Source organism: Bacillus xiamenensis (assembly GCF_000300535.1).
Classification (GTDB): domain Bacteria; phylum Bacillota; class Bacilli; order Bacillales; family Bacillaceae; genus Bacillus; species Bacillus xiamenensis.
Map to the genome: position 1 here is coordinate 79,932 of NZ_AMSH01000003.1, position 19,069 is coordinate 99,000.

A 19,069-nucleotide genomic window follows, 5' to 3' on the forward strand; every position below is an offset into this window, starting at 1 on the left:
AGGTGCACAAATTAATGGATAAGAAACGGGTAGTTGTTACAGGATTAGGTGCTTTGACACCTCTTGGCAACGATGTAGAGACAACATGGAAAAATGCTGTAGCGGGTGTATCAGGTGTTGGCCCGATTACACGTGTCGATTCAAGCGAATATACCGCAAAAGTAGCTGCAGAACTAAAAGCTTTTAACATCGAAGATTACATGGAGAAAAAAGAAGCGAGAAAAATGGCGCGCTTCACACAATATGCAGTCGTTGCTGCTCAAAAGGCTCTAGAAGATTCACGCCTTGAAATTACCGATGAAATCGCACCGCGTGTTGGCGTGTGGGTTGGATCTGGTATTGGCGGACTTGAAACATTTGAAGAGCAGTTCGAAGTGTATTCAAATAAAGGGGCAAGACGCGTAAGTCCTTTCTTTGTCCCAATGATGATTCCAGATATGGCGACAGGCCAAATCTCCATTGCACTTGGCGCAAAAGGGGTTAACTCTTGTACAGTCACAGCGTGTGCAACAGGAACAAACTCCATTGGTGACGCATTTAAAGTCATTCAGCGCGGAGATGCCGATGCGATGATTACAGGCGGAACAGAAGCGCCTTTAACGAAAATGTCGTTTGCTGGCTTTTGCGCGAACAAAGCTCTTTCGACAAATCCTGATCCAAATACAGCAAGCCGTCCATTTGATAAAAACCGTGACGGATTTGTCATGGGTGAGGGAGCGGGGATTGTGGTTCTCGAAGAATTAGAGCATGCGTTAAAACGCGGAGCGACGATTTATGCAGAAATCGTTGGATACGGTTCAACTGGAGACGCATACCATATTACAGCACCTGCTCCAAACGGAGAAGGCGGCGTCCGTGCGATGAAAGAAGCGATTCGTGATGCAGGCTTAAAAGTGGAAGAAATTGATTATATCAATGCCCACGGAACAAGCACGCCGTACAATGATAAATTTGAAACCATGGCGATTAAAGAAGTGTTCGGAGAGCATGCGAATCAGCTTGCGATCAGTTCGACAAAATCAATGACAGGTCACTTACTTGGCGCAGCCGGCGGAGTAGAAGCGATTTTCTCTGTTCTTGCGATCAAAGACAGTGTCATTCCGCCAACAATTAACCTTGAAACACCAGATGAAGAATGTGATCTTGATTATGTAGCAAATGAAGCACGTTCAAAAGAAGTACAAGTTGCTTTGAGTAACTCACTTGGCTTTGGCGGGCATAATGCGACAATTATTTTCAAAAAATACGAAGCGTAATATGCTCTGAGAAGGCGGCGATCTATAAACAGATCGCCGCCTTTTTGCATATGATGAAAATGGAGGTGTTCAGCGGTATGGGTCTGATCAATACACAATATCTCATTGAGCAATCATCATCTTTTCAAGAGCTGGCGGCACGTTTTGTCCCTTATTTTAAAGGAGCATCGAAAAAAGAATGGTCATCTATTCTCACTCATTTACAGCATCACGGGATGGTTCGGTCATGGAATGCCTGCCAGGAAATGATCGACAAGCTCAAAGAAACAGGGTACTTCAAGCTCGTGATGAAAGAATACAAAGCGCTGCAAAAAGAGTGGGAAGGTCCTGATGTTCCTGTCTTTATTTTACCTGTCAATGAGAGCAGTAAAGAGATCAGAGAACAATTTTACTATCAATCCGGTATGGCATTTGACGACAAAATCTTTCTTTTTTTATCCCCGCATACGCCGAAAGAGAGAATTGCTACATTGCTGACACATGAATATCACCATGTATGCAGGTTGCATTTTCTCACGAAAGAAGAAAAAGATTTTACATTCCTTGATACAATCATGATGGAGGGGCTCGCTGAATATGCTGTGTATCATAGGTATGGAGAAAGCTATACAGCAAAGTGGACGACTTTATATGACGAAGCGCAGCTTCAGCGCATGTACAAAAAATGGGTATCCAGTCACCTTGATAAGAAAGTTCAGGACGACGAAAGACTGATACAGAACCTCCTTTATGGAAAAGGGAACTACCCTAAAATGCTTGGGTACGCAACTGGGTTTTATATCGTGAAAAAGTATTTCAGTGAGCACAGAATCAGCGAGGAGTCTATGATTGCAGAGCCTGCCGAAACCTTTTTAAAAGCGATAGAGTCACAATGAGAATAATTCACATAAAAAGTGACATATTACAATTTTACTAAATACTTCTTGATTTCGTCATGACGATGTAATAATATACAAATATAAATTTTGATCATTCTTTCTATTCTGAAAAGGCGGAATCTTTTGATTCGGTTCATTTGATCTATGAAGAAAGGGGCGAATGCATGAGCACACTGCTTGAAGTGCAAAACTTAAAAACATACTTTTTTCGAAAAAAGGAACCAATACCTGCTGTTGATGGCGTTGATTTTCGTATTAAAAAAGGAGAAACAGTCGCCTTAGTCGGTGAGTCTGGGTCTGGTAAAAGTATTACGTCTTTATCCATCATGGGTCTGATTAATGGGACTGGTGGGAAGATTATGGATGGTTCCATTAAGCTTGATGGAAAAGACCTTGTTACATATAGTGAAAAGGAATTGTGCAGTATTCGGGGTAATGATGTATCCATGATTTTTCAGGAACCCATGACCTCACTTAATCCCGTCTTAACCATCGGGGAACAAATAACAGAAATTCTCATTTACCACAAAAAACTTTCAAAAAAAGAAGCGACCAAAAAAGCGATTGACTTGCTGAAGCTTGTAGGTTTTTCAAGGCCAGAACAAATCATCAAAGATTACCCGCACCGTTTATCCGGTGGTATGCGTCAACGAGTAATGATTGCCATTGCGCTAAGCTGTGATCCGAAGCTCCTCATTGCGGATGAGCCGACTACTGCTCTTGATGTGACCATACAAGCCCAGATGCTTACCTTAATGAAAGATTTATGTTCAACCTTTGGTACATCTATTCTTCTCATTACGCACGATTTAGGTGTTGTGTCGGAAGTAGCAGATCGGGTTATTGTCATGTACTGCGGACAGGTTGTTGAAAACGGAACTGTCGAAGAGTTGTTTGATCAGCCGCTTCATCCATACACAGAAGGACTGCTTGAATCCATTCCGGTCATTGACGGAGAGATTCAGCCATTAACGGCGATAAAAGGAAATGTCCCTGCGCCAGATCAGCTTCCGGCTGGCTGCCGCTTTGCTCCTAGATGTCCGAAAGTCATGGATCGTTGCAAAGAAGAATTGCCCAAGCTGAACACATTTGAAAATGGCAGAAGCGTCAGGTGTTTCTTATATGAGGAGGCAAGCCAAACATGACACTTGCTGAAAATCAACCATACATGACAAAACGATCCGAGAAAGAAACCATTCTGGAATTAAAAAATATACGAAAACACTTTCCGATCAAAGCTGGAGTGTTGCAAAAGAAAGTAGGAGCTGTCAAAGCGGTTGACGGCATAGATCTGAAAATTTATAAAGGCGAAACGTTAGGAATCGTTGGGGAGTCTGGATGCGGTAAATCCACATTAGGGCGCACAATGATTCGCTTATATCAGCCAACAGACGGACAAATCCTTTTTAAAGGGCAAGATATTTCACATGTATCTGAATCAAAACTCAGACAATCAACAAGGAAAAACATCCAAATGGTTTTTCAAGATCCCTTTGCATCACTCAACCCTAGAAAAACACTTCGAAGCATCATCAAAGAACCCTACAAAACACATCACTTATATTCCTTAAAAGAAAGAAATGAAAAAGTAGAACAGCTTTTATCCAAAGTTGGCCTTCACCCAAGTTTTGCGAATCGATACCCGCACGAATTCTCCGGCGGGCAAAGGCAGCGGATCGGCATCGCTCGAGCGCTTGCCATGAATCCCGAGATGATCATAGCGGATGAGCCTGTTTCAGCACTTGATGTCTCCATTCAGGCTCAGGTCATTAATTTGATGGAAGAGCTTCAGGAGGAATTTGACCTGACCTATCTATTTATCTCTCACGATCTAAGTGTCGTTCGGCATATTAGCGATAGAGTCGGCGTCATGTATCTCGGCAAAATGATGGAGCTTGCGGATAAGCACAGCCTGTACGACGATCCGCTCCATCCATATACACAGGCGCTTCTATCTTCAGTTCCAGTCACCCGTAAAAAAGGCCAAGTGAAAAGAGAACGGATTATGCTGCAAGGGGATTTACCAAGCCCTGCGAATCCGCCAAAAGGCTGTGTATTTCACACAAGATGTCCGTATGCGAAAGAAGTCTGTAAAGAAAAAGTACCAGAATTTCAACAATTAAAGACGAATCACTTTGTTGCCTGTCACCTCTACGACGCTTAATCAGCTAGTATGATCTCAACTTTGAGAGGGGGGATGAAACGGGCTTCTGTCATCATTTTTAAACAAATAGGGGGAATTGTCTATGAAAGTAAGAAATAGAAAGTCCATTTTGGTCAGTTTACTGCTGATCTTTACACTGATCCTTACTGCTTGCTCTAGTGGAAATAAAACGTCAGGAGACAGTGAAAAGAAATCCACAGGTAAACCGGTACAAGGCGGGGATCTTGTCATCGGTTCAATTGCAGAGCCTACATTATTTAACTCGCTATATTCAACGGATGTAGCAAGTTCTGATATTGAAGAAAGAATTTACAGCTTCTTACTTCAAACAGACGGAAAGCTCAACCCGCAGCTATCGCTGGCAGAAGATATTAAAGAATCTGATGACGGCAAACAGTTTGATGTGACCATTAAAAAAGGCGTGAAGTTTCATGATGGCGAAGAACTGACTGCTGATGATGTTGTGTTTACATACAGCATTCCAATCCATAAGGATTACAATGGGGAGCGTGGATCAGGCTTTGAAGTATTAGAGTCTGTTAAAAAGACTGGAGATTACTCGATCGAATTCAAGCTGAATAAAAAAGATCCATATTTTTATAATGTCACCCTAGGAAGCTATGGCATTTTGCCAAAGCATATTTTAGGTGATGTGCCTGTGAAGGATCTTGGCGAAAATGAATTTAACCGAAAAAATCCAATCGGTTCAGGTCCATTTAAATTTGCCGAGTGGAAAGAAGGAGACTACGTCAAACTAGAAGCATTTGATGATTATTGGGATGGACGTCCTTATCTTGATACGGTCACCATTAAAACCATTCCTGATCAGAATGCAGCCATTGCCCAGCTGTCAGCAGGCGATATTGATTTCTTTGCTGTACCGGGATCAGAACTGCAAACAGTTGAAAAAATCAGCAACGTCAAAATCGAGTCTGATCTAGGATTGAATTATTCCTATATTGGCTGGAATCAGAAAAACGAACTTTTCAAAAGTAAAAAAGTCCGCCAAGCTCTTACACATGCCATTGATCGTCAAACGATTGTTGATCAAGTGTTAGAAGGAGACGGGAAAGTAGCCAACATTCCGGAAAGTCCGCTGTCATGGAACTATCCAAAAAATGAAAATGTCCCAGTTTTTGAATTTGACCAAGAAAAAGCGAAAAAGATGCTGAAAGAAGAAGGCTGGGAAGATACAGATGGGGATGGCTATCTTGATAAGGATGGCAAAAAATTCTCCTTTGTCTTGAAAACGAACCAAGGAAACAAGGTCCGTGAAGATATTGCTGTCGTTGTACAGCAGCAGCTCAAAGAAATTGGCATTGAAGCAAAGCCACAAATTGTAGAGTTTAGTGCATTAATCGAACAAACCACACCGCCAAAATGGGATTATGATGCTCTATTACTTGGCTGGAGCTTAGCGACATTCCCTGACCAATACAGCATCTTCCATTCAAGTCAATCAGAAAAAGGCTTAAATAACATTTGGTATAAAAATGAAGAAGTCGATAAGCTGCTAGTTGATGCTAAGAACTTGAGTGATCGAAAAGAGTATTCGAAGGCGTATGAAAAAATTTATGAGCTGATTGCAGAGGATCAGCCCTACACGTTCCTTTATTATGCCAACTCACATCGCGCTATGCCATCTAATCTACAAGGCTACTCTTACCACCCGAAAGATGAGTATTACCAAATCGAAAAATGGTGGATTGAACAGTAGATGATGAGTGAAGAAGGGGAGGTTTCTCCCCTTTTTTCATCATAGTATAGCCATCCGATGAAAAAGGAGTTGTGCACATGGTTACATATATCATTAGAAGGACACTTCTTTCCATTCCGATTTTGTTTGGGATTACGATTTTGTCCTTTGCCATTATGAAAGCAGCACCCGGCGATCCGATGTCACTCATGATGGACCCTACCATTAGTGCCGCAGACAGGGAAGCCTTTATTGATAAGTACGGCTTAAATGATCCGGAATATGTGCAATATATGAAATGGCTTGGCAATATGCTTCAAGGTGACTTTGGCACATCCATTGTAAAAAAAGGAACACCCGTGGCGGATTTGATTTTTGCCCGGCTGCCAAATACCCTCATCCTCATGATCTTTTCTACATTAGTTGCCCTGATTATTGCCATCCCATTTGGTGTTCTTTCAGCAAAACGTCCGTATACGAAGCTTGACTATGGCATTACAGTTACATCATTTATCGGACTGGCTATTCCAAATTTCTGGTTTGGCCTAATCCTCATTATGGTTTTATCTGTGAATCTAGGGTGGTTTCCGACCGGTGGCGTCGCTACCTTAAATGCAGATTTTAATCTATTTGACCGGCTTCATCATATTATTTTACCGGCCTTTGTGTTAGCAACGGCTGATATGGCCGGGCTTACACGTTATACAAGGTCAAGTATGCTTGATGTGATGCGGCAGGACTACATTCGCACGGCAAGAGCGAAAGGATTCAGAGAAAACAAAGTCATCTTCAAGCATGGGCTAAGAAATGGTTTGATGCCTGTCATTACGATCTTCGGCCTCATGATTCCATCCTTTATTGGCGGCGCTGTGGTAGTGGAACAAATCTTCACATGGCCGGGTCTTGGAAAACTATTTATCGATTCTGCCTTTTCAAGAGATTACCCTGTGATTATGGCAATGACCGTGATTTCCGCAGTGCTCGTGGTTGTTGGAAACTTAATAGCGGATATTCTCTATGCGATCGTTGATCCGCGTATAGAATATTAGAAGGGAGCTGAAGCACAATTGGCACAACCTAATATGGGGACACCTCCTGTTGATCTCAAATTAAAAGAAGGCCTTCCGCCAAAACCAGAGACGATGCTTCGTTTATTTTGCGAGAAATTTTTCAAAAATAAATTGGCGGTTGTCGGCTCCGCTATTTTATTGGTCATTATCTTTTCGGCTATTTTCGCCCCAGTGATCGCACCTTACGCACCGGAACAGCAAGACTTATTGAAACGGCTACAGCCTCCAAGTGCAGAGCATTTTATGGGAACCGACAAGTTTGGCCGAGATATTTTTTCAAGGGTACTATACGGGGCGAGGGTGTCTCTATTGGTTGGTTTCGTCTCAGTAGTCGGAGCCATTACCATTGGTACCGTCGTTGGGGCGGTAGCGGGCTATTTTAAAGGCTTTGTCGATTCAGTGCTCATGAGAATGGTTGATGTGGTGTTGTCAATTCCAGATATTTTTCTTTTAATCACGCTAGTGACGATTTTTAAACCGGGTATTGATAAATTGATTTTAATCTTTGCATTGACCGGCTGGACAACAACGGCCAGGCTCATCCGCAGTGAGTTCTTATCACTTCGCACAAGAGAATTCGTACTCGCAGCAAGAACGATCGGAACGAAAAACCATGTCATCATCTTTTCGCATATTTTACCGAACTGTATCGGTCCCATTATTGTGTCTGCTACATTAAAAGTCGGTTCTGTCATTTTAGCTGAATCAACGCTTAGCTATCTAGGATTCGGCATCCAGCCTCCAACGGCGAGCTGGGGAAACATGCTTCAAGATGCACAAAATTTCTCCATAATGGTCCAAGCATGGTGGTATCCGCTGTTCCCGGGTCTGCTGATTTTACTAACCGTTCTATGCTTTAATTTCTTAGGTGATGGACTAAGAGATGCCCTAGATCCTAAAAAATTAAAATAATATGACATACTTAAGTAACAAAAAATGTATATTTATATCAAAAAAGGTTGAAAAAGGAAATTCAATATAGTACCATAGATTTAAAGTAAATAAGAGATTGAGAGGGGAGCTCCTTATTGTCTGCTAAAGTGGAAAAACCAATTTCAGATGATGGTACAAACTTTTTTGGTTTCCAGTATAAAGAGATTTACTCACGTCTTTTATCTCAAAATGTGGATGTGGAAATTGACTTCATTCAAAGAAAAATTCTGCAAAACTATAATCATCCACACATTTTAGATTTTTGTTGTGGACATGGAAGACACCTGCTTCAACTTTGGCAGGCAGGTTTTCAAATAGATGGACTGGATATTAATCAAGATTTTTTGGCGTATATTGAAAAAGAGTCAAATCACCAAGTGACAACATTTTTAGAAGATGGAAGAGACTTTCATCCCCCTAGAACGTATGATGTTGTGCTTAATATGGAAACATCAATTGTCTATATGTCAGATGATGAGAACATGAAAATGCTCAGGTCCATGTATTCATGTTTAAATGAAGGTGGGACATTACTTCTTCACCTTGCAAATCGAGAATTTATAATTAAGTATTTCCATCCACTTATCTGGTTTGGAGACGAAAAGACAGGCTATGCCTTAGAAAAAAGACAGTTAGATATAGTAAACAGCACTATTAAAATAGAACAAACAAGGATAGTGAATGACAAAACAACCAACCATGTCATCAAAATGAGGTTATATAGTGTAGCTGAAATTACAAATATGCTAAAAGATGTTGGTTTTATCGTCAAACATATTTATGGAGATTTTGAAGGTAATTCATATAACGTAGAAGCTCACAACACGATACTTTTATGCACAAAATGAAGCATTAAAGGGGGTGAGTCCTATGAAAACAAACGTTATCATCATCATCACAAAATAATTGACATTTATATTCATTCTGAGAAGTGCGTGTTCTATCACACGCACTTTCTTACGTAAATAGTTCAGAAGAGAAGATAGAGAGGTTGATTTTATTGATCGCTATCCTGAAGAAGCCACAATTCCTTATGTTTTGTATGGCACAATTAATTTCCCGTTTTGGGGACGGTCTTACAACTATTGTCATCCTTTATGTGGTTGGAACTACATCGAATGACCCGTTATTAATTGGATTTGTGTTATTTTGTCAATATTCACCAATGTTTTTCTTTGGCTTAATTGGTGGTGTTGCGGCAGACCGATTTCAAAAACATCATATTATGATTGCAGCCGATTTATTTCGGTCTTTCATATTAATAGGAATGATCTTTAGTTTAAACAATCCAGTGTATGTCATTACCCTCGTTTTTTTATCAGGTATAGGAAGTGCTTTTTTTTATCCAGCGCGCTCCTCGTATATTCCGGTTGTAGTGGGGGAAAAAAATATTTCAGAAGCGATGGGGGTTTCTCAAAGTATTTATTCCGTTATGCAAATTGCGGGTCCTGGAATTGCAGGCCTACTTCTTCTTTTCTTTTCACCGACAGCTCTACTCATTATTGATATTTTTACTTATAGTCTATCCGCATGTTTTATCTTGCTGACGGCTGTACTTGTGAGAAAGAACAATAAAGATGAGGAATCGAGTCCTTCAACTTCTAAAGAAAAACAGTGGACGGCGATCAAGCAAGGATTGAAAGTCGTATTTCAATCAGCACCACTTGCTTTTTTAATCCTTTTATTAACACAAGTCATGTTTATCGCAGGAATTTTTAATACCACATCTAACTCTATTTTGCTACAGGAGTTTCAAGTATCAGGTTTTCATTTTGGGATGATTGAAGCATTTTCGGGAATCGGAGCCGTCATAGGTTCCATTTTAGGTCCTTACTTGCTTGGAAAATTCAAACCTGGTTATATTTTAATGACAACGACGATCTTTATGGGAATTTGGATGATGGTCATCATACCGGTTGAGTTTCTAGAAGCACTGTTTGGGTTACCGCCAGTCTACCTTTGGGTTTTTGGTATCGGCTTAATGAATGCTTTCTTGAATGTGCCGATTAGCAGTTTATTTCTAGGGCTTACTCCAAATGCTTATAGAGGACGTGCAATGTCTATCTTACAAATGTTCTCTAACTTCGGTATCATACTTGGATTAATCATCGCCGGTATTTTTTCTAAATATATTGGTGTTATATGGATTACTGCCATTTCTGGCGGAGTATTGCTTGCTATCAGTTTATTGTCAATGAGGATGAAAGGTTTTGCGGCCTTATTAAATGTAACGAAAAAAAATAAAGACACTTCAACTGCAGCACAGCTTGAAGTTTAATAAAGTTGGAATAATTTCTCTATCCCTTGCCCATACTGTGGACAACAGTTTTTAAAAAGTGAGGGATTGGTTATGTTATTTCTTCATGACGTATGGGTGAATTGGTTTGAAGGGGAAGAGAATGGCTATAATGTATGCCATTTTCATGAGTGGCGCAAGGAGGACAGCGTGGAGCTGTTAGATCAAGTACCTTTACTTAAGGTGCAGAGTCCTTTGTTTGATTACATAGAGAATGATCTATCTGAGCTGCCGAAGACGCTGCTAGAATCTGTTTTTGAGAAATCATATATTCGCAAAAATCATGAACGGCGTAAATTAGAGTATTGCTTTGTGGTCACCGACGGCATTCGCATCATTGCAGTGGATACGATTGGGTATTCCATTCCTGTGAGAAAGAGCCGCTTAATCCCAAGGCAGGAGCAATTGGTGTATGAAATGGTGAAAGATGTGAAGGCGGAGGAATATGAATTTTCAACAGATCACCTTGAGTCGACGAAAGAGTATCATATTTTGTCATTGCCGCCGCAGCATATCAGCGGATTAACGAGAAAAGAAAGACAGCTGAAGCAGCTCATGTTTATGGCGCTTGATCAACTAAAGGGCCTTCAAAACCGGGCGGAAATTGCGTATTGGTATACGGAATGGAATCCGCGTATGTACAACCAGATCAAACGAATGTCTTTCGAGGAAATTTGGAACATGCTGTACAATGAAACCATTGATGGATGGTCTGAAAACCATTTGGCCTTCTGTGAAAAAATGATTAAAGGGCAGCCATTTTTCGAAAAGCTTTGGGAAATGGAAAACGAATCAAAAGTCAATTAGGAAAAAGCTTGCAGCGTGTTCAGCTGCAAGCTTTCTTATTTGCGTTTTCTGCCAAGGCCCATCGCATTCTCCATTTTTTTCAGCATTTTGTTTGCCGCGCGGTTTGCTTTTTCAGCACCTTCGTCTAGAATACGGTCAAGCTCGTCTGACTCAATGAGTTCATAGTATCGATCTTGTATCGGTTTTAAAGCATCTATCACAACTTTCGCAAGATCTCCCTTAAACTCACCATAGCCTTTGCCTTCGTATTTTTGCTCAAGCTCCGCAATTGATACGTTACCCAATACAGAATAAATTGTCAGCAAGTTGGCAATTCCAGGCTTGTTCTCTTTGTCATATTTGACGACGCCTTCTGAATCAGTCACAGCACTTTTAATTTTCTTTTCAAGCTGCTTTGGTTCATCTAATAAGGTAATGAAGGACTTTTGGTTCGGATCGGATTTGCTCATCTTTTTCGTTGGGTCTGTTAAAGACATGATCCGAGCGCCTTCTTTTGGAATTTTCACTTCAGGTACAGTAAAGATGTCGTTATACTTTCGGTTAAAGCGCTCAGCAAGCGTTCTTGTCAATTCCAGATGCTGCTTTTGATCCTCACCGACAGGGACTAAATCAGTACCGTATAATAAGATATCGCCAGCCATTAATGGCGGATACGTTAACAGACCTGAAACGACAGCTTCTTTCCCGGCGGATTTGTCCTTAAATTGAGTCATTCTTTCTAATTCCCCAATATAAGCGACACATTGAAGCATCCATCCTGCCTGGGCGTGGGCAGGTACCTCTGATTGGATAAACAATGTTGCTTTTTCTGGATCAAGTCCAACTGCCAAATAAAGTGCTGCTAAGCTTCTAATATTTTTGCGAAGGGCTAAACGATCCTGACTTACTGTAATCGCATGCTGATCGACCACGCAAAAGTAGCCATGATAGTCATGTTGTAAATCAACAAACTGTTTCATTGCGCCAATGTAGTTCCCTAATGTCACAGAACCACTAGGCTGAATGCCTGAAAAAATCGTCTTCTTTGTCATACTAAAACCTCTTTTCTTCAATATAAAAAGGCCCACCCGTCACTTTTCAACAGAAAAGGGACGAATGAACCGCGGTACCACCCTTGTTATTTCAATCAGAAATCACTCAAGACGTTGATATCGGAGACTGCTCCGTCTAAGCCTACTAACTTTAGCAAGTGTTCGGTTAGCTGCTCCAAAGCCCATTCCATACATCCCATTATCTGCTTACACCAGCCGCAGACTCTCTGTAAATGGTGAATCTATGTACTCTTCTTTTTCATCGCAACAGTATAATTTAATCCATTATAAATAAGCAAAAATCAAAAGTCAAAGCCTATCTATAATAAATGAAGAGCAAAATAAACATTTCGGTTAGTAAACTCAAACCTAATATTTTTAAGCTTGAAAAGTTGTTTTGAAAAGATAATGATAACTGTTTGTTTAAATCTTCATTAAAATCGTCCTTTTGCTTATTTAATGAATTAAACACTTTTCGGAAGCTGTATGATATTTGATCAAAAAATCCACTCTTTAAAGTAATTAACGATAACCATATTAGCAAAGAGCCAGATGCTAAATAAAATGTGATGTTAATCATGCTTAATAAAGATATGTGCCGATAAAAAATAAAACTTAAAATGAAAACAAGGAAATTAGAACTAAGTAAAAGAATAAAAAATCTAATATCAATCACTCCTGCGCATTAAAACTTTACTGTACTAAAATAGCAATAAATATGTTTAATCCAAGACTTTCACTATATAAGAAAAACGAAACAAGGAATGAAGCAGTTGTTTAAATCGATTTCTTGATATCAGTTTACAATGAATCATGGATATTGCCAATTGTATTGACAGGATTACCTCTGATTAGGTATTTAAGATCACAAAATCAAAGAAAAATAACCAAATTATTTCAATTTTTTTATAAAATTATTAAAAAACAGTACAAATATGAAAATTTTCTTAAAAAAATGAATGCACAATTACTTATTTGCTAGTATAATAGTTCCTGTAGTTCATTTATGAAGGGGAGGTTAACAACTAGATGAAAAAGTCTAAATTTTCACTGCTTTTAGTTTTTTTATTGGTGCTGACTATTTTTGTATCTGCATGTTCAGGTAAACAAAGTAGCGACAAGGGCACTGCATCCAAAGATACAAAACAAGAGGCTACAATTTTAGAATCACAGGAAATGCCTGCAATGGATACAATCCAAGCGAGCGATACAATTAGTTTCACAACTATGAATAACGTTTTTGAAGGTTTGTATCGTTTCAACGATAAAGAAGAATTAGTGCCTGGTATGGCTGATGGGGAACCAGTTGCTAACAAAGATAAAACAGTTTATACCATTAAACTTAAAGATGCGAAATGGTCTAATGGTGATCCAGTAACAGCACAAGACTTCGTATATGCTTGGCAACGTGCTTTAGATCCAGAACAAAAGTCTGAGTATGGCCCATATATGATGGTTGGTAAAATTAAGAATGCTGATAAGGTTTACAACAAAAAAGCAAAGCCTGACGAACTAGGCATTAAAGCTGTAAACGATAAAGAACTGCAAATTACACTTGAAAAGCCAATTCCTTACTTCCAATCGCTACTTTCATTCCCAACTTTCTATCCAGTGAATGAAAAATTCGTTAAAGAACAAGGTGATAAATATGCAAAGACTGCAAAGAACCTTGTATACAACGGACCATATGAACTTTCATCTTGGGATGGACCACAAGCAACTACTTGGGAATACAAAAAGAATGAAGAATATTGGGACAAAAAGAACGTCTCTATGACAAAAATTACTTTTAAAGTATCTAAAGATCCACAAGCAGCTGTTAACGCTTTTGAAGCGGGAGAAGCTGATATTACACCTAAATTATCAACACCTGCAATCATCTCTCAATACGAAGGTGATAAGCGGATGAAACGATTACTAGAGCCTACTGTGTTCTGGTTGAAAATGAACCAAGGAAATAAATCTTTAAAGAATGAAAACATTCGTCGTGCAATCGCAACAGCAATTGACAAAGAAGCGTTTGTAAATGATGTATTGCAGAATGGTTCAGTTGCTGCATACTATCAAATTCCAAAAGATTTCGTATATGATGAAAACGGAAAAGATTTCCGTGATGGAATGCCTAAATACTTAAAAACGAACAAAAAAGAAGCTAAAAAACTTTTTGAAAAAGGTTTAAAAGAATTAGGAACGTCTAAAGTAACGCTTAATTACTTAGGTGATGATTCTGAGACAGCTAAAACGATCGGTGCGTTCATTAAAGATCAGCTCGAGAAAACTTTACCTGGCTTAGACATCAATATTCAAAGTGTTCCTTTCGCTACTAGAATTGATCGTGATAAGAAAGAGGATTACGATCTTCAGATGGCTGGATGGGGTCCAGATTACCTCGATCCGATCACGTTCTCTGACTTATTTATTACAGATGGCGGAAACAACCACATGGGTTACTCAGATAAAAAATATGATCAGTTGTTAAAAGATGCATCTGGAAAATTAGCTGCAAAACCTGAAGAACGTTGGAAAGCTTTACAGGAAGCTGAAAAAGTATTACTACAAGATGATGCAGCACTTTCACCAATTTATCAGAGAGCAACTAACTATCTGATAAATGATAAAGTTAAAGGGTTTGTCATTCACAAAGTTGGACCAGAATTCAGCTACAAATGGATGAAAATTGAAGGATAATTAACAATCTTATAGAAAAGAGAGTGTATTCTCTGAATATACTCTCTTTTTCACTGAAAGAAATATGTCGAAATATACAGAAAAGTCAGTTTTATCAGGAGGTGCAAGTATGCTGAAATACTTAATTAGACGGGTTGCCTACATGGTAGTTACCCTCTTTATCATTGTTTCAATCACTTTTTTCTTAATGAAACTTATACCAGGTTCTCCTTTTGTTAATGCGCAAAAGTTGTCAGAAGCTCAACAGGCTGTACTTAATGCAAAATATGGACTAGATCAGCCTATTCCAGTTCAATATTTTCATTATATGATTAACACATTCACCGGAGATTTAGGTGTTTCATTCCAATTCAACAATACCTCCGTAACAGAACTTCTTTCATATCGAGTAGGACCATCTGCTGTCCTAGGCCTTCAAGCGATTATTTTAGGAACGATTGTTGGTATCTTTTTGGGAGTAGTTGGAGCTTTAAGGCAGAATACATGGGTGGATTACTCCGCTACTTTCTTGGCGGTTATCGGTAAATCAATTCCGAGCTTTGTATTCGCTGGATTACTTCAGTACTATATTGCGGTGAAATTGGGCTTACTACCAACTCAATTTTGGAATGGGTTTGAATATACAATTTTACCTACTATAGCTTTAGCAATGTTCCCTATCTCCATTTGTGCTCGTTTTATGAGAACAGAAATGGTTGAAGTACTTGAGACAGACTACATTTTGCTTGCAAAAGCAAAAGGAGCAGGCTATTTTGAGATTGCATTTAAGCATGCGATGAGAAATGCTTTAATACCTGTTGTCACAGTACTTGGCCCATTAACTGTTAGTTTAATGACGGGCTCTCTAGTAATTGAAAAAATCTTCTCCATTCCTGGAATTGGTGAACAGTTTGTTAAGGCGATTACAGTCAATGACTATCCAGTCATCATGGGTACAACAATCTTATTTGCTGTTCTTTTTGTAGTGGTTGTATTTATTGTCGATGTTTTATATGGAATTATCGATCCTAGAATTCGTGTAGCGGGAGGTAACAAATAATGAAACAGCAAGAAGAAAATATTGATAAAAGTCTGTTTGAGCCCGCTGGTGTTGATACATTTTCTGCTGAAAAAATTGAAAAACCAAGTCTAAATTATTGGCAAGACGCATGGCTTAGAATTAAAAAGAATAAAGCCGCTGTTGTTAGTATGGTCATTTTATTTTTAATTGTATTCATGGCTCTAGTTGGACCATTAATTAGTGGTAAAGATTTTAGTACTCAAACGACGTCTGAAGCGAACTTACCACCTCGAATCCAAGGATTAGAGCATGTTGGTTTTCTTCCATTTACTGGTGAAAGAAAACTAAAAAACGGTGATGTTGTCAATCCATATGAACAAAAAGGAATTGATCATTACTACTGGTTCGGTACTGATAATCTTGGGAGAGATCTGTTTACACGTGTGTGGAAAGGAACTCAAATCTCACTGCTGATTGCTGTTGTTGCAGCTGTGATCGATTTAATTATTGGTGTTACTTATGGTGCTATTTCTGGCTATTTCGGCGGAAAAATCGATAATGCGATGCAACGGATTTTAGAAGTTCTAATGGGGATTCCAAACTTAATCGTTGTCATATTAATGATTCTCGTCTTAAAGCCAGGGATCATTCCAATAATTATTGCTCTAAGTATTACCGGGTGGATCAGTATGGCGAGGGTTGTACGTGCTCAAGTCATGAAGCTGAAAGAACAGGAATATGTACTAGCCGCTAGAACGTTGGGGTTAAGTAACTTTAAAATTATTTTTAAACACATGTTGCCTAACTTAACAGGTGTCATGATTATTAATACAATGTTCACTATTCCTAGTGCAATCTTCTTCGAAGCTTTCTTAAGCTTTATTGGATTGGGTCTTCAAGAGCCGCAAGCTTCACTAGGGACATTAATTGAGGATGGATTTAAATCAATGATCGCTTTCCCATATCAGATGGTTTATCCAGCAATTATTATTAGTGTTATCATGATCGTCTTTAACCTTGTTGCCGACGGTGTTAGAGATGCACTTGATCCAAAAATGAAAGATTAGTACGGGGCGGTGATGATGATGAATAAACAAGAAACGATTCTAAAAGTGAATGACTTAAATATTTCATTTCACACATTTGCTGGTGAGGTTAAGGCAATACGAGGTGTGAATTTCGAATTAAAAAAAGGTGAGACGCTTGCAATTGTTGGAGAATCAGGTTCAGGTAAATCAGTTACTTCTAAATCAATTATGGGGCTGCTTCCTAAATCTAACTCTGAAGTGAAAAAAGGAGAGATTTTGTTTCAAGGTAAAAATTTAACAAAACTTTCTGATAAACAGATGCAGAAAATAAGAGGGAAAGATATTGCCATGGTCTTTCAAGATCCAATGACATCTTTGAATCCTACAATGACGATTGGTAAGCAAATTATTGAGCCCATCTTAAAACATCAAAATGCGAGTAAAGAAGATGCTAAAAAAAGGGCACTTGATCTTCTGAGTCTTGTAGGTATCCCAAAACCTGAACAGAGATTTAAGCAATACCCTCATCAATTTTCTGGTGGAATGCGACAAAGGGTTGTAGTTGCAATAGCTCTTGCTTGTAATCCGAAAATTTTAATTGCAGACGAGCCAACTACAGCTTTAGATGTGACAATCCAAGCGCAGATTTTAGAATTGATGAAAGATCTTCAAAAAAAGATTGAGACATCTATCATCTTTATTACACATGATTTAGGGGTCGTTGCGAATGTAGCAGATCGTGTAGCGGTTATGTATGGTGGTCAAATTGTCGAAATTGGCACAGTAGATGAGATTTTCTATAACCCCCAACATCCATATACTTGGGGATTACTAAGCTCTATGCCAAGCCTTGATGCAAAAGAGGAGAAACTTTTTGCAATTCCAGGGACACCGCCGGATTTGCTAAATCCCCCAAAAGGAGATCCGTTTGCTGCTAGAAATCAATATGCAATGAAAATCGATTTTGAACAGCAGCCGCCTTTATATCAAGTGTCAGAAACTCATTTTGCAGCTACATGGTTATTACATCCTAACGCACCAAAAGTAGAGCCTCCTGAATCAATTAAGGAAAGAATGCGACAATTCCATGCGCAAAAAGGGAGGGATCACGTTGAGTGAAAAAGATGTTATTTTACAAGTGAAAAATCTTAAGCAATATTTTAATGTGGGTAAACCAAATGAAGTCAAAGCTGTTGATGATGTCAGCTTTGACATTTATAGAGGAGAAACATTAGGTCTTGTAGGTGAGTCTGGTTGCGGGAAATCTACTACTGGAAGAACCATCATTCGCTTATATAACGCAACAGGTGGTGAAGTCATTTTTAACGGACAGAATGTTCATGATAAAAAATCGACAACAGACCTTAAGCAATTCAATCGAAAAATGCAAATGATTTTTCAGGATCCGTATGCTTCACTTAACCCAAGAATGAAAGTTGTGGATATCATTGCAGAGGGCATTGACATTCATGGTCTTGCGAAAACAAAACAAGCACGTAAAGAGCGTGTGTATCAATTGCTTGAAACGGTTGGTTTGAACAAAGAGCATGCGAATAGATACCCGCATGAATTTTCAGGTGGTCAAAGACAGCGTATTGGAATTGCTCGTGCATTAGCTGTTGAGCCGGATTTCATCATTGCCGACGAGCCAATCTCTGCACTAGATGTGTCCATCCAAGCGCAGGTCGTCAATTTAATGAAAGAACTGCAAGAAGAAAAGGGCTTAACGTATTTATTCATTGCGCATGACCTTTCCATGGTGAAATACATTAGCGATCGTATCGGTGTGATGTATTTTGGGAAATTGGTTGAGCTGGCACCAGCGAATGAATTATATGAAAACCCGCTTCATCCATATACAAAATCATTACTATCTGCGATTCCGCTTCCAGATCCTGATTATGAGCGTAACCGCAAACGGATTAAATACGATCCATCTGTTCATAAAGGAACAAATACGGAATTTCGTGAAGTCAAGCCAGGTCACTTTGTCAGCTGTACTGAGGAAGAATTCAAAGAGATCAAAGCAAAACAATAAGAACAGAGAAGAAGCACTGCGAGGTCAGTGCTTCTTTTTTTATTTTACAAAAAAATAAGTTGATGGTGATTTTTATGTAAAATGAGTAAATCAGGAGGAAATCAAATGTTGTGATGGAAGACGTTTCGCTATTCATGCTTTCACTTTTTTATCGTCACTATGCTTTTTTTCAATGTCTTTTTTA

The 19,069-nt window shown here is 39.1% G+C and carries 17 protein-coding genes and 1 other annotated feature; of the genes, 15 read left to right on the forward strand and 2 right to left on the reverse strand.

Going from position 1 to position 19,069, the window contains the following annotated elements:
- The first annotated feature begins 14 nt into the window (after positions 1-14).
- The 10 genes from fabF to BA1_RS02300 all read left to right on the forward strand — a co-directional run bounded on the left by fabF (position 15) and on the right by BA1_RS02300 (position 11,100).
- Entirely contained in the window at positions 15-1,256 is a 1,242-nt protein-coding gene (gene fabF, locus BA1_RS02255; protein WP_008355278.1) for a beta-ketoacyl-ACP synthase II, read from the forward strand.
- 77 nt (positions 1,257-1,333) lie between these two features.
- Positions 1,334-2,131 (forward strand): DUF2268 domain-containing putative Zn-dependent protease, encoded by a 798-nt coding sequence (locus BA1_RS02260; RefSeq protein WP_008355281.1) that lies wholly within the window; start codon positions 1,334-1,336, stop codon positions 2,129-2,131.
- 167 nt (positions 2,132-2,298) lie between these two features.
- Entirely contained in the window at positions 2,299-3,279 is a 981-nt protein-coding gene (locus tag BA1_RS02265; RefSeq protein ID WP_008355283.1) for an ABC transporter ATP-binding protein, read from the forward strand.
- A gap of 23 nt (positions 3,280-3,302) precedes the next feature.
- Entirely contained in the window at positions 3,303-4,298 is a 996-nt protein-coding gene (locus tag BA1_RS02270) for an ABC transporter ATP-binding protein (RefSeq protein ID WP_034738237.1), read from the forward strand.
- 82 nt (positions 4,299-4,380) lie between these two features.
- Positions 4,381-6,015, forward strand: a complete 1,635-nt coding sequence (locus tag BA1_RS02275) for a peptide-binding protein (RefSeq protein ID WP_008355287.1) — start codon at positions 4,381-4,383, stop codon at positions 6,013-6,015.
- Positions 6,016-6,092: 77 nt separating this feature from the next.
- Complete coding sequence (locus BA1_RS02280) at positions 6,093-7,043, forward strand: ABC transporter permease (RefSeq protein WP_008355289.1); 951 nt, start codon at positions 6,093-6,095, stop codon at positions 7,041-7,043.
- 33 nt (positions 7,044-7,076) lie between these two features.
- On the forward strand, positions 7,077-7,976 hold the full coding sequence (gene opp4C, locus BA1_RS02285) for an oligopeptide ABC transporter permease (RefSeq protein WP_082194716.1): 900 nt from the start codon (positions 7,077-7,079) through the stop codon (positions 7,974-7,976).
- Positions 7,977-8,092: 116 nt separating this feature from the next.
- Positions 8,093-8,845: an SAM-dependent methyltransferase gene (locus tag BA1_RS02290; RefSeq protein ID WP_008355293.1), complete on the forward strand. Its 753-nt coding sequence runs from the start codon at positions 8,093-8,095 to the stop codon at positions 8,843-8,845.
- 152 nt (positions 8,846-8,997) lie between these two features.
- Complete coding sequence (locus BA1_RS02295; protein ID WP_008355295.1) at positions 8,998-10,275, forward strand: MFS transporter; 1,278 nt, start codon at positions 8,998-9,000, stop codon at positions 10,273-10,275.
- A gap of 72 nt (positions 10,276-10,347) precedes the next feature.
- The gene (locus tag BA1_RS02300) at positions 10,348-11,100 is read left to right on the forward strand and encodes a YjbA family protein (RefSeq protein ID WP_008355296.1); all 753 of its coding nucleotides are present in this window, start codon (positions 10,348-10,350) and stop codon (positions 11,098-11,100) included.
- Between the two features lie 35 nt (positions 11,101-11,135).
- Here BA1_RS02300 and trpS read toward each other — a convergent pair whose 3' ends face one another.
- Together trpS and BA1_RS18440 are read right to left on the reverse strand one after the other, a co-directional pair.
- On the reverse strand, positions 11,136-12,131 hold the full coding sequence (gene trpS, locus BA1_RS02305) for a tryptophan--tRNA ligase (protein WP_008355298.1): 996 nt from the start codon (positions 12,129-12,131) through the stop codon (positions 11,136-11,138).
- Between the two features lie 53 nt (positions 12,132-12,184).
- Positions 12,185-12,403: a binding site (T-box leader), on the reverse strand.
- 44 nt (positions 12,404-12,447) lie between these two features.
- Positions 12,448-12,711 (reverse strand): DUF3899 domain-containing protein, encoded by a 264-nt coding sequence (locus BA1_RS18440; RefSeq protein ID WP_237739180.1) that lies wholly within the window; start codon positions 12,709-12,711, stop codon positions 12,448-12,450.
- A 449-nt stretch (positions 12,712-13,160) separates the two neighbouring features.
- Between BA1_RS18440 and BA1_RS02310 the strand changes: the two genes are divergently transcribed.
- From BA1_RS02310 to BA1_RS02330, 5 genes are all read left to right on the forward strand, one after another.
- Positions 13,161-14,819, forward strand: a complete 1,659-nt coding sequence (locus BA1_RS02310; RefSeq protein WP_008355303.1) for a peptide ABC transporter substrate-binding protein — start codon at positions 13,161-13,163, stop codon at positions 14,817-14,819.
- Positions 14,820-14,928: 109 nt separating this feature from the next.
- Positions 14,929-15,858: an oligopeptide ABC transporter permease gene (opp3b, locus tag BA1_RS02315; RefSeq protein ID WP_008355304.1), complete on the forward strand. Its 930-nt coding sequence runs from the start codon at positions 14,929-14,931 to the stop codon at positions 15,856-15,858.
- Positions 15,858-16,886, forward strand: a complete 1,029-nt coding sequence (gene opp3C / locus BA1_RS02320; protein ID WP_008355306.1) for an oligopeptide ABC transporter permease — start codon at positions 15,858-15,860, stop codon at positions 16,884-16,886. The genes opp3b and opp3C overlap by 1 nt, the downstream gene beginning before the upstream one ends.
- Positions 16,887-16,904: 18 nt before the next feature.
- Positions 16,905-17,966 (forward strand): ABC transporter ATP-binding protein, encoded by a 1,062-nt coding sequence (locus tag BA1_RS02325; RefSeq protein ID WP_008355309.1) that lies wholly within the window; start codon positions 16,905-16,907, stop codon positions 17,964-17,966.
- Positions 17,935-18,885 (forward strand): ABC transporter ATP-binding protein, encoded by a 951-nt coding sequence (locus BA1_RS02330; RefSeq protein WP_420196176.1) that lies wholly within the window; start codon positions 17,935-17,937, stop codon positions 18,883-18,885. The genes BA1_RS02325 and BA1_RS02330 overlap by 32 nt, the downstream gene beginning before the upstream one ends.
- Positions 18,886-19,069: the final 184 nt, after the last annotated feature.

What these genes read in the sequence shown, in the direction of transcription:
- BA1_RS02325 (WP_008355309.1), top strand. Translation starts at nt 16,905, where the DNA reads ATGAATAAACAAGAAACGATTCTAAAAGTGAATGACTTAAATATTTCA.
- fabF (WP_008355278.1), top strand. Translation starts at nt 15, where the DNA reads ATGGATAAGAAACGGGTAGTTGTTACAGGATTAGGTGCTTTGACACCT.
- BA1_RS02310 (WP_008355303.1), top strand. Translation starts at nt 13,161, where the DNA reads ATGAAAAAGTCTAAATTTTCACTGCTTTTAGTTTTTTTATTGGTGCTG.
- BA1_RS02265 (WP_008355283.1), top strand. Translation starts at nt 2,299, where the DNA reads ATGAGCACACTGCTTGAAGTGCAAAACTTAAAAACATACTTTTTTCGA.
- opp4C (WP_082194716.1), top strand. Translation starts at nt 7,077, where the DNA reads ATGGGGACACCTCCTGTTGATCTCAAATTAAAAGAAGGCCTTCCGCCA.
- BA1_RS02330 (WP_420196176.1), top strand. Translation starts at nt 17,935, where the DNA reads ATGCGCAAAAAGGGAGGGATCACGTTGAGTGAAAAAGATGTTATTTTA.
- opp3C (WP_008355306.1), top strand. Translation starts at nt 15,858, where the DNA reads ATGAAACAGCAAGAAGAAAATATTGATAAAAGTCTGTTTGAGCCCGCT.
- BA1_RS02270 (WP_034738237.1), top strand. Translation starts at nt 3,303, where the DNA reads ATGACAAAACGATCCGAGAAAGAAACCATTCTGGAATTAAAAAATATA.
- BA1_RS02275 (WP_008355287.1), top strand. Translation starts at nt 4,381, where the DNA reads ATGAAAGTAAGAAATAGAAAGTCCATTTTGGTCAGTTTACTGCTGATC.
- opp3b (WP_008355304.1), top strand. Translation starts at nt 14,929, where the DNA reads ATGCTGAAATACTTAATTAGACGGGTTGCCTACATGGTAGTTACCCTC.
- BA1_RS02260 (WP_008355281.1), top strand. Translation starts at nt 1,334, where the DNA reads ATGGGTCTGATCAATACACAATATCTCATTGAGCAATCATCATCTTTT.
- trpS (WP_008355298.1), bottom strand. Translation starts at nt 12,131, where the DNA reads ATGACAAAGAAGACGATTTTTTCAGGCATTCAGCCTAGTGGTTCTGTG.
- BA1_RS02300 (WP_008355296.1), top strand. Translation starts at nt 10,348, where the DNA reads ATGTTATTTCTTCATGACGTATGGGTGAATTGGTTTGAAGGGGAAGAG.
- BA1_RS18440 (WP_237739180.1), bottom strand. Translation starts at nt 12,711, where the DNA reads ATGATTAACATCACATTTTATTTAGCATCTGGCTCTTTGCTAATATGG.
- BA1_RS02280 (WP_008355289.1), top strand. Translation starts at nt 6,093, where the DNA reads ATGGTTACATATATCATTAGAAGGACACTTCTTTCCATTCCGATTTTG.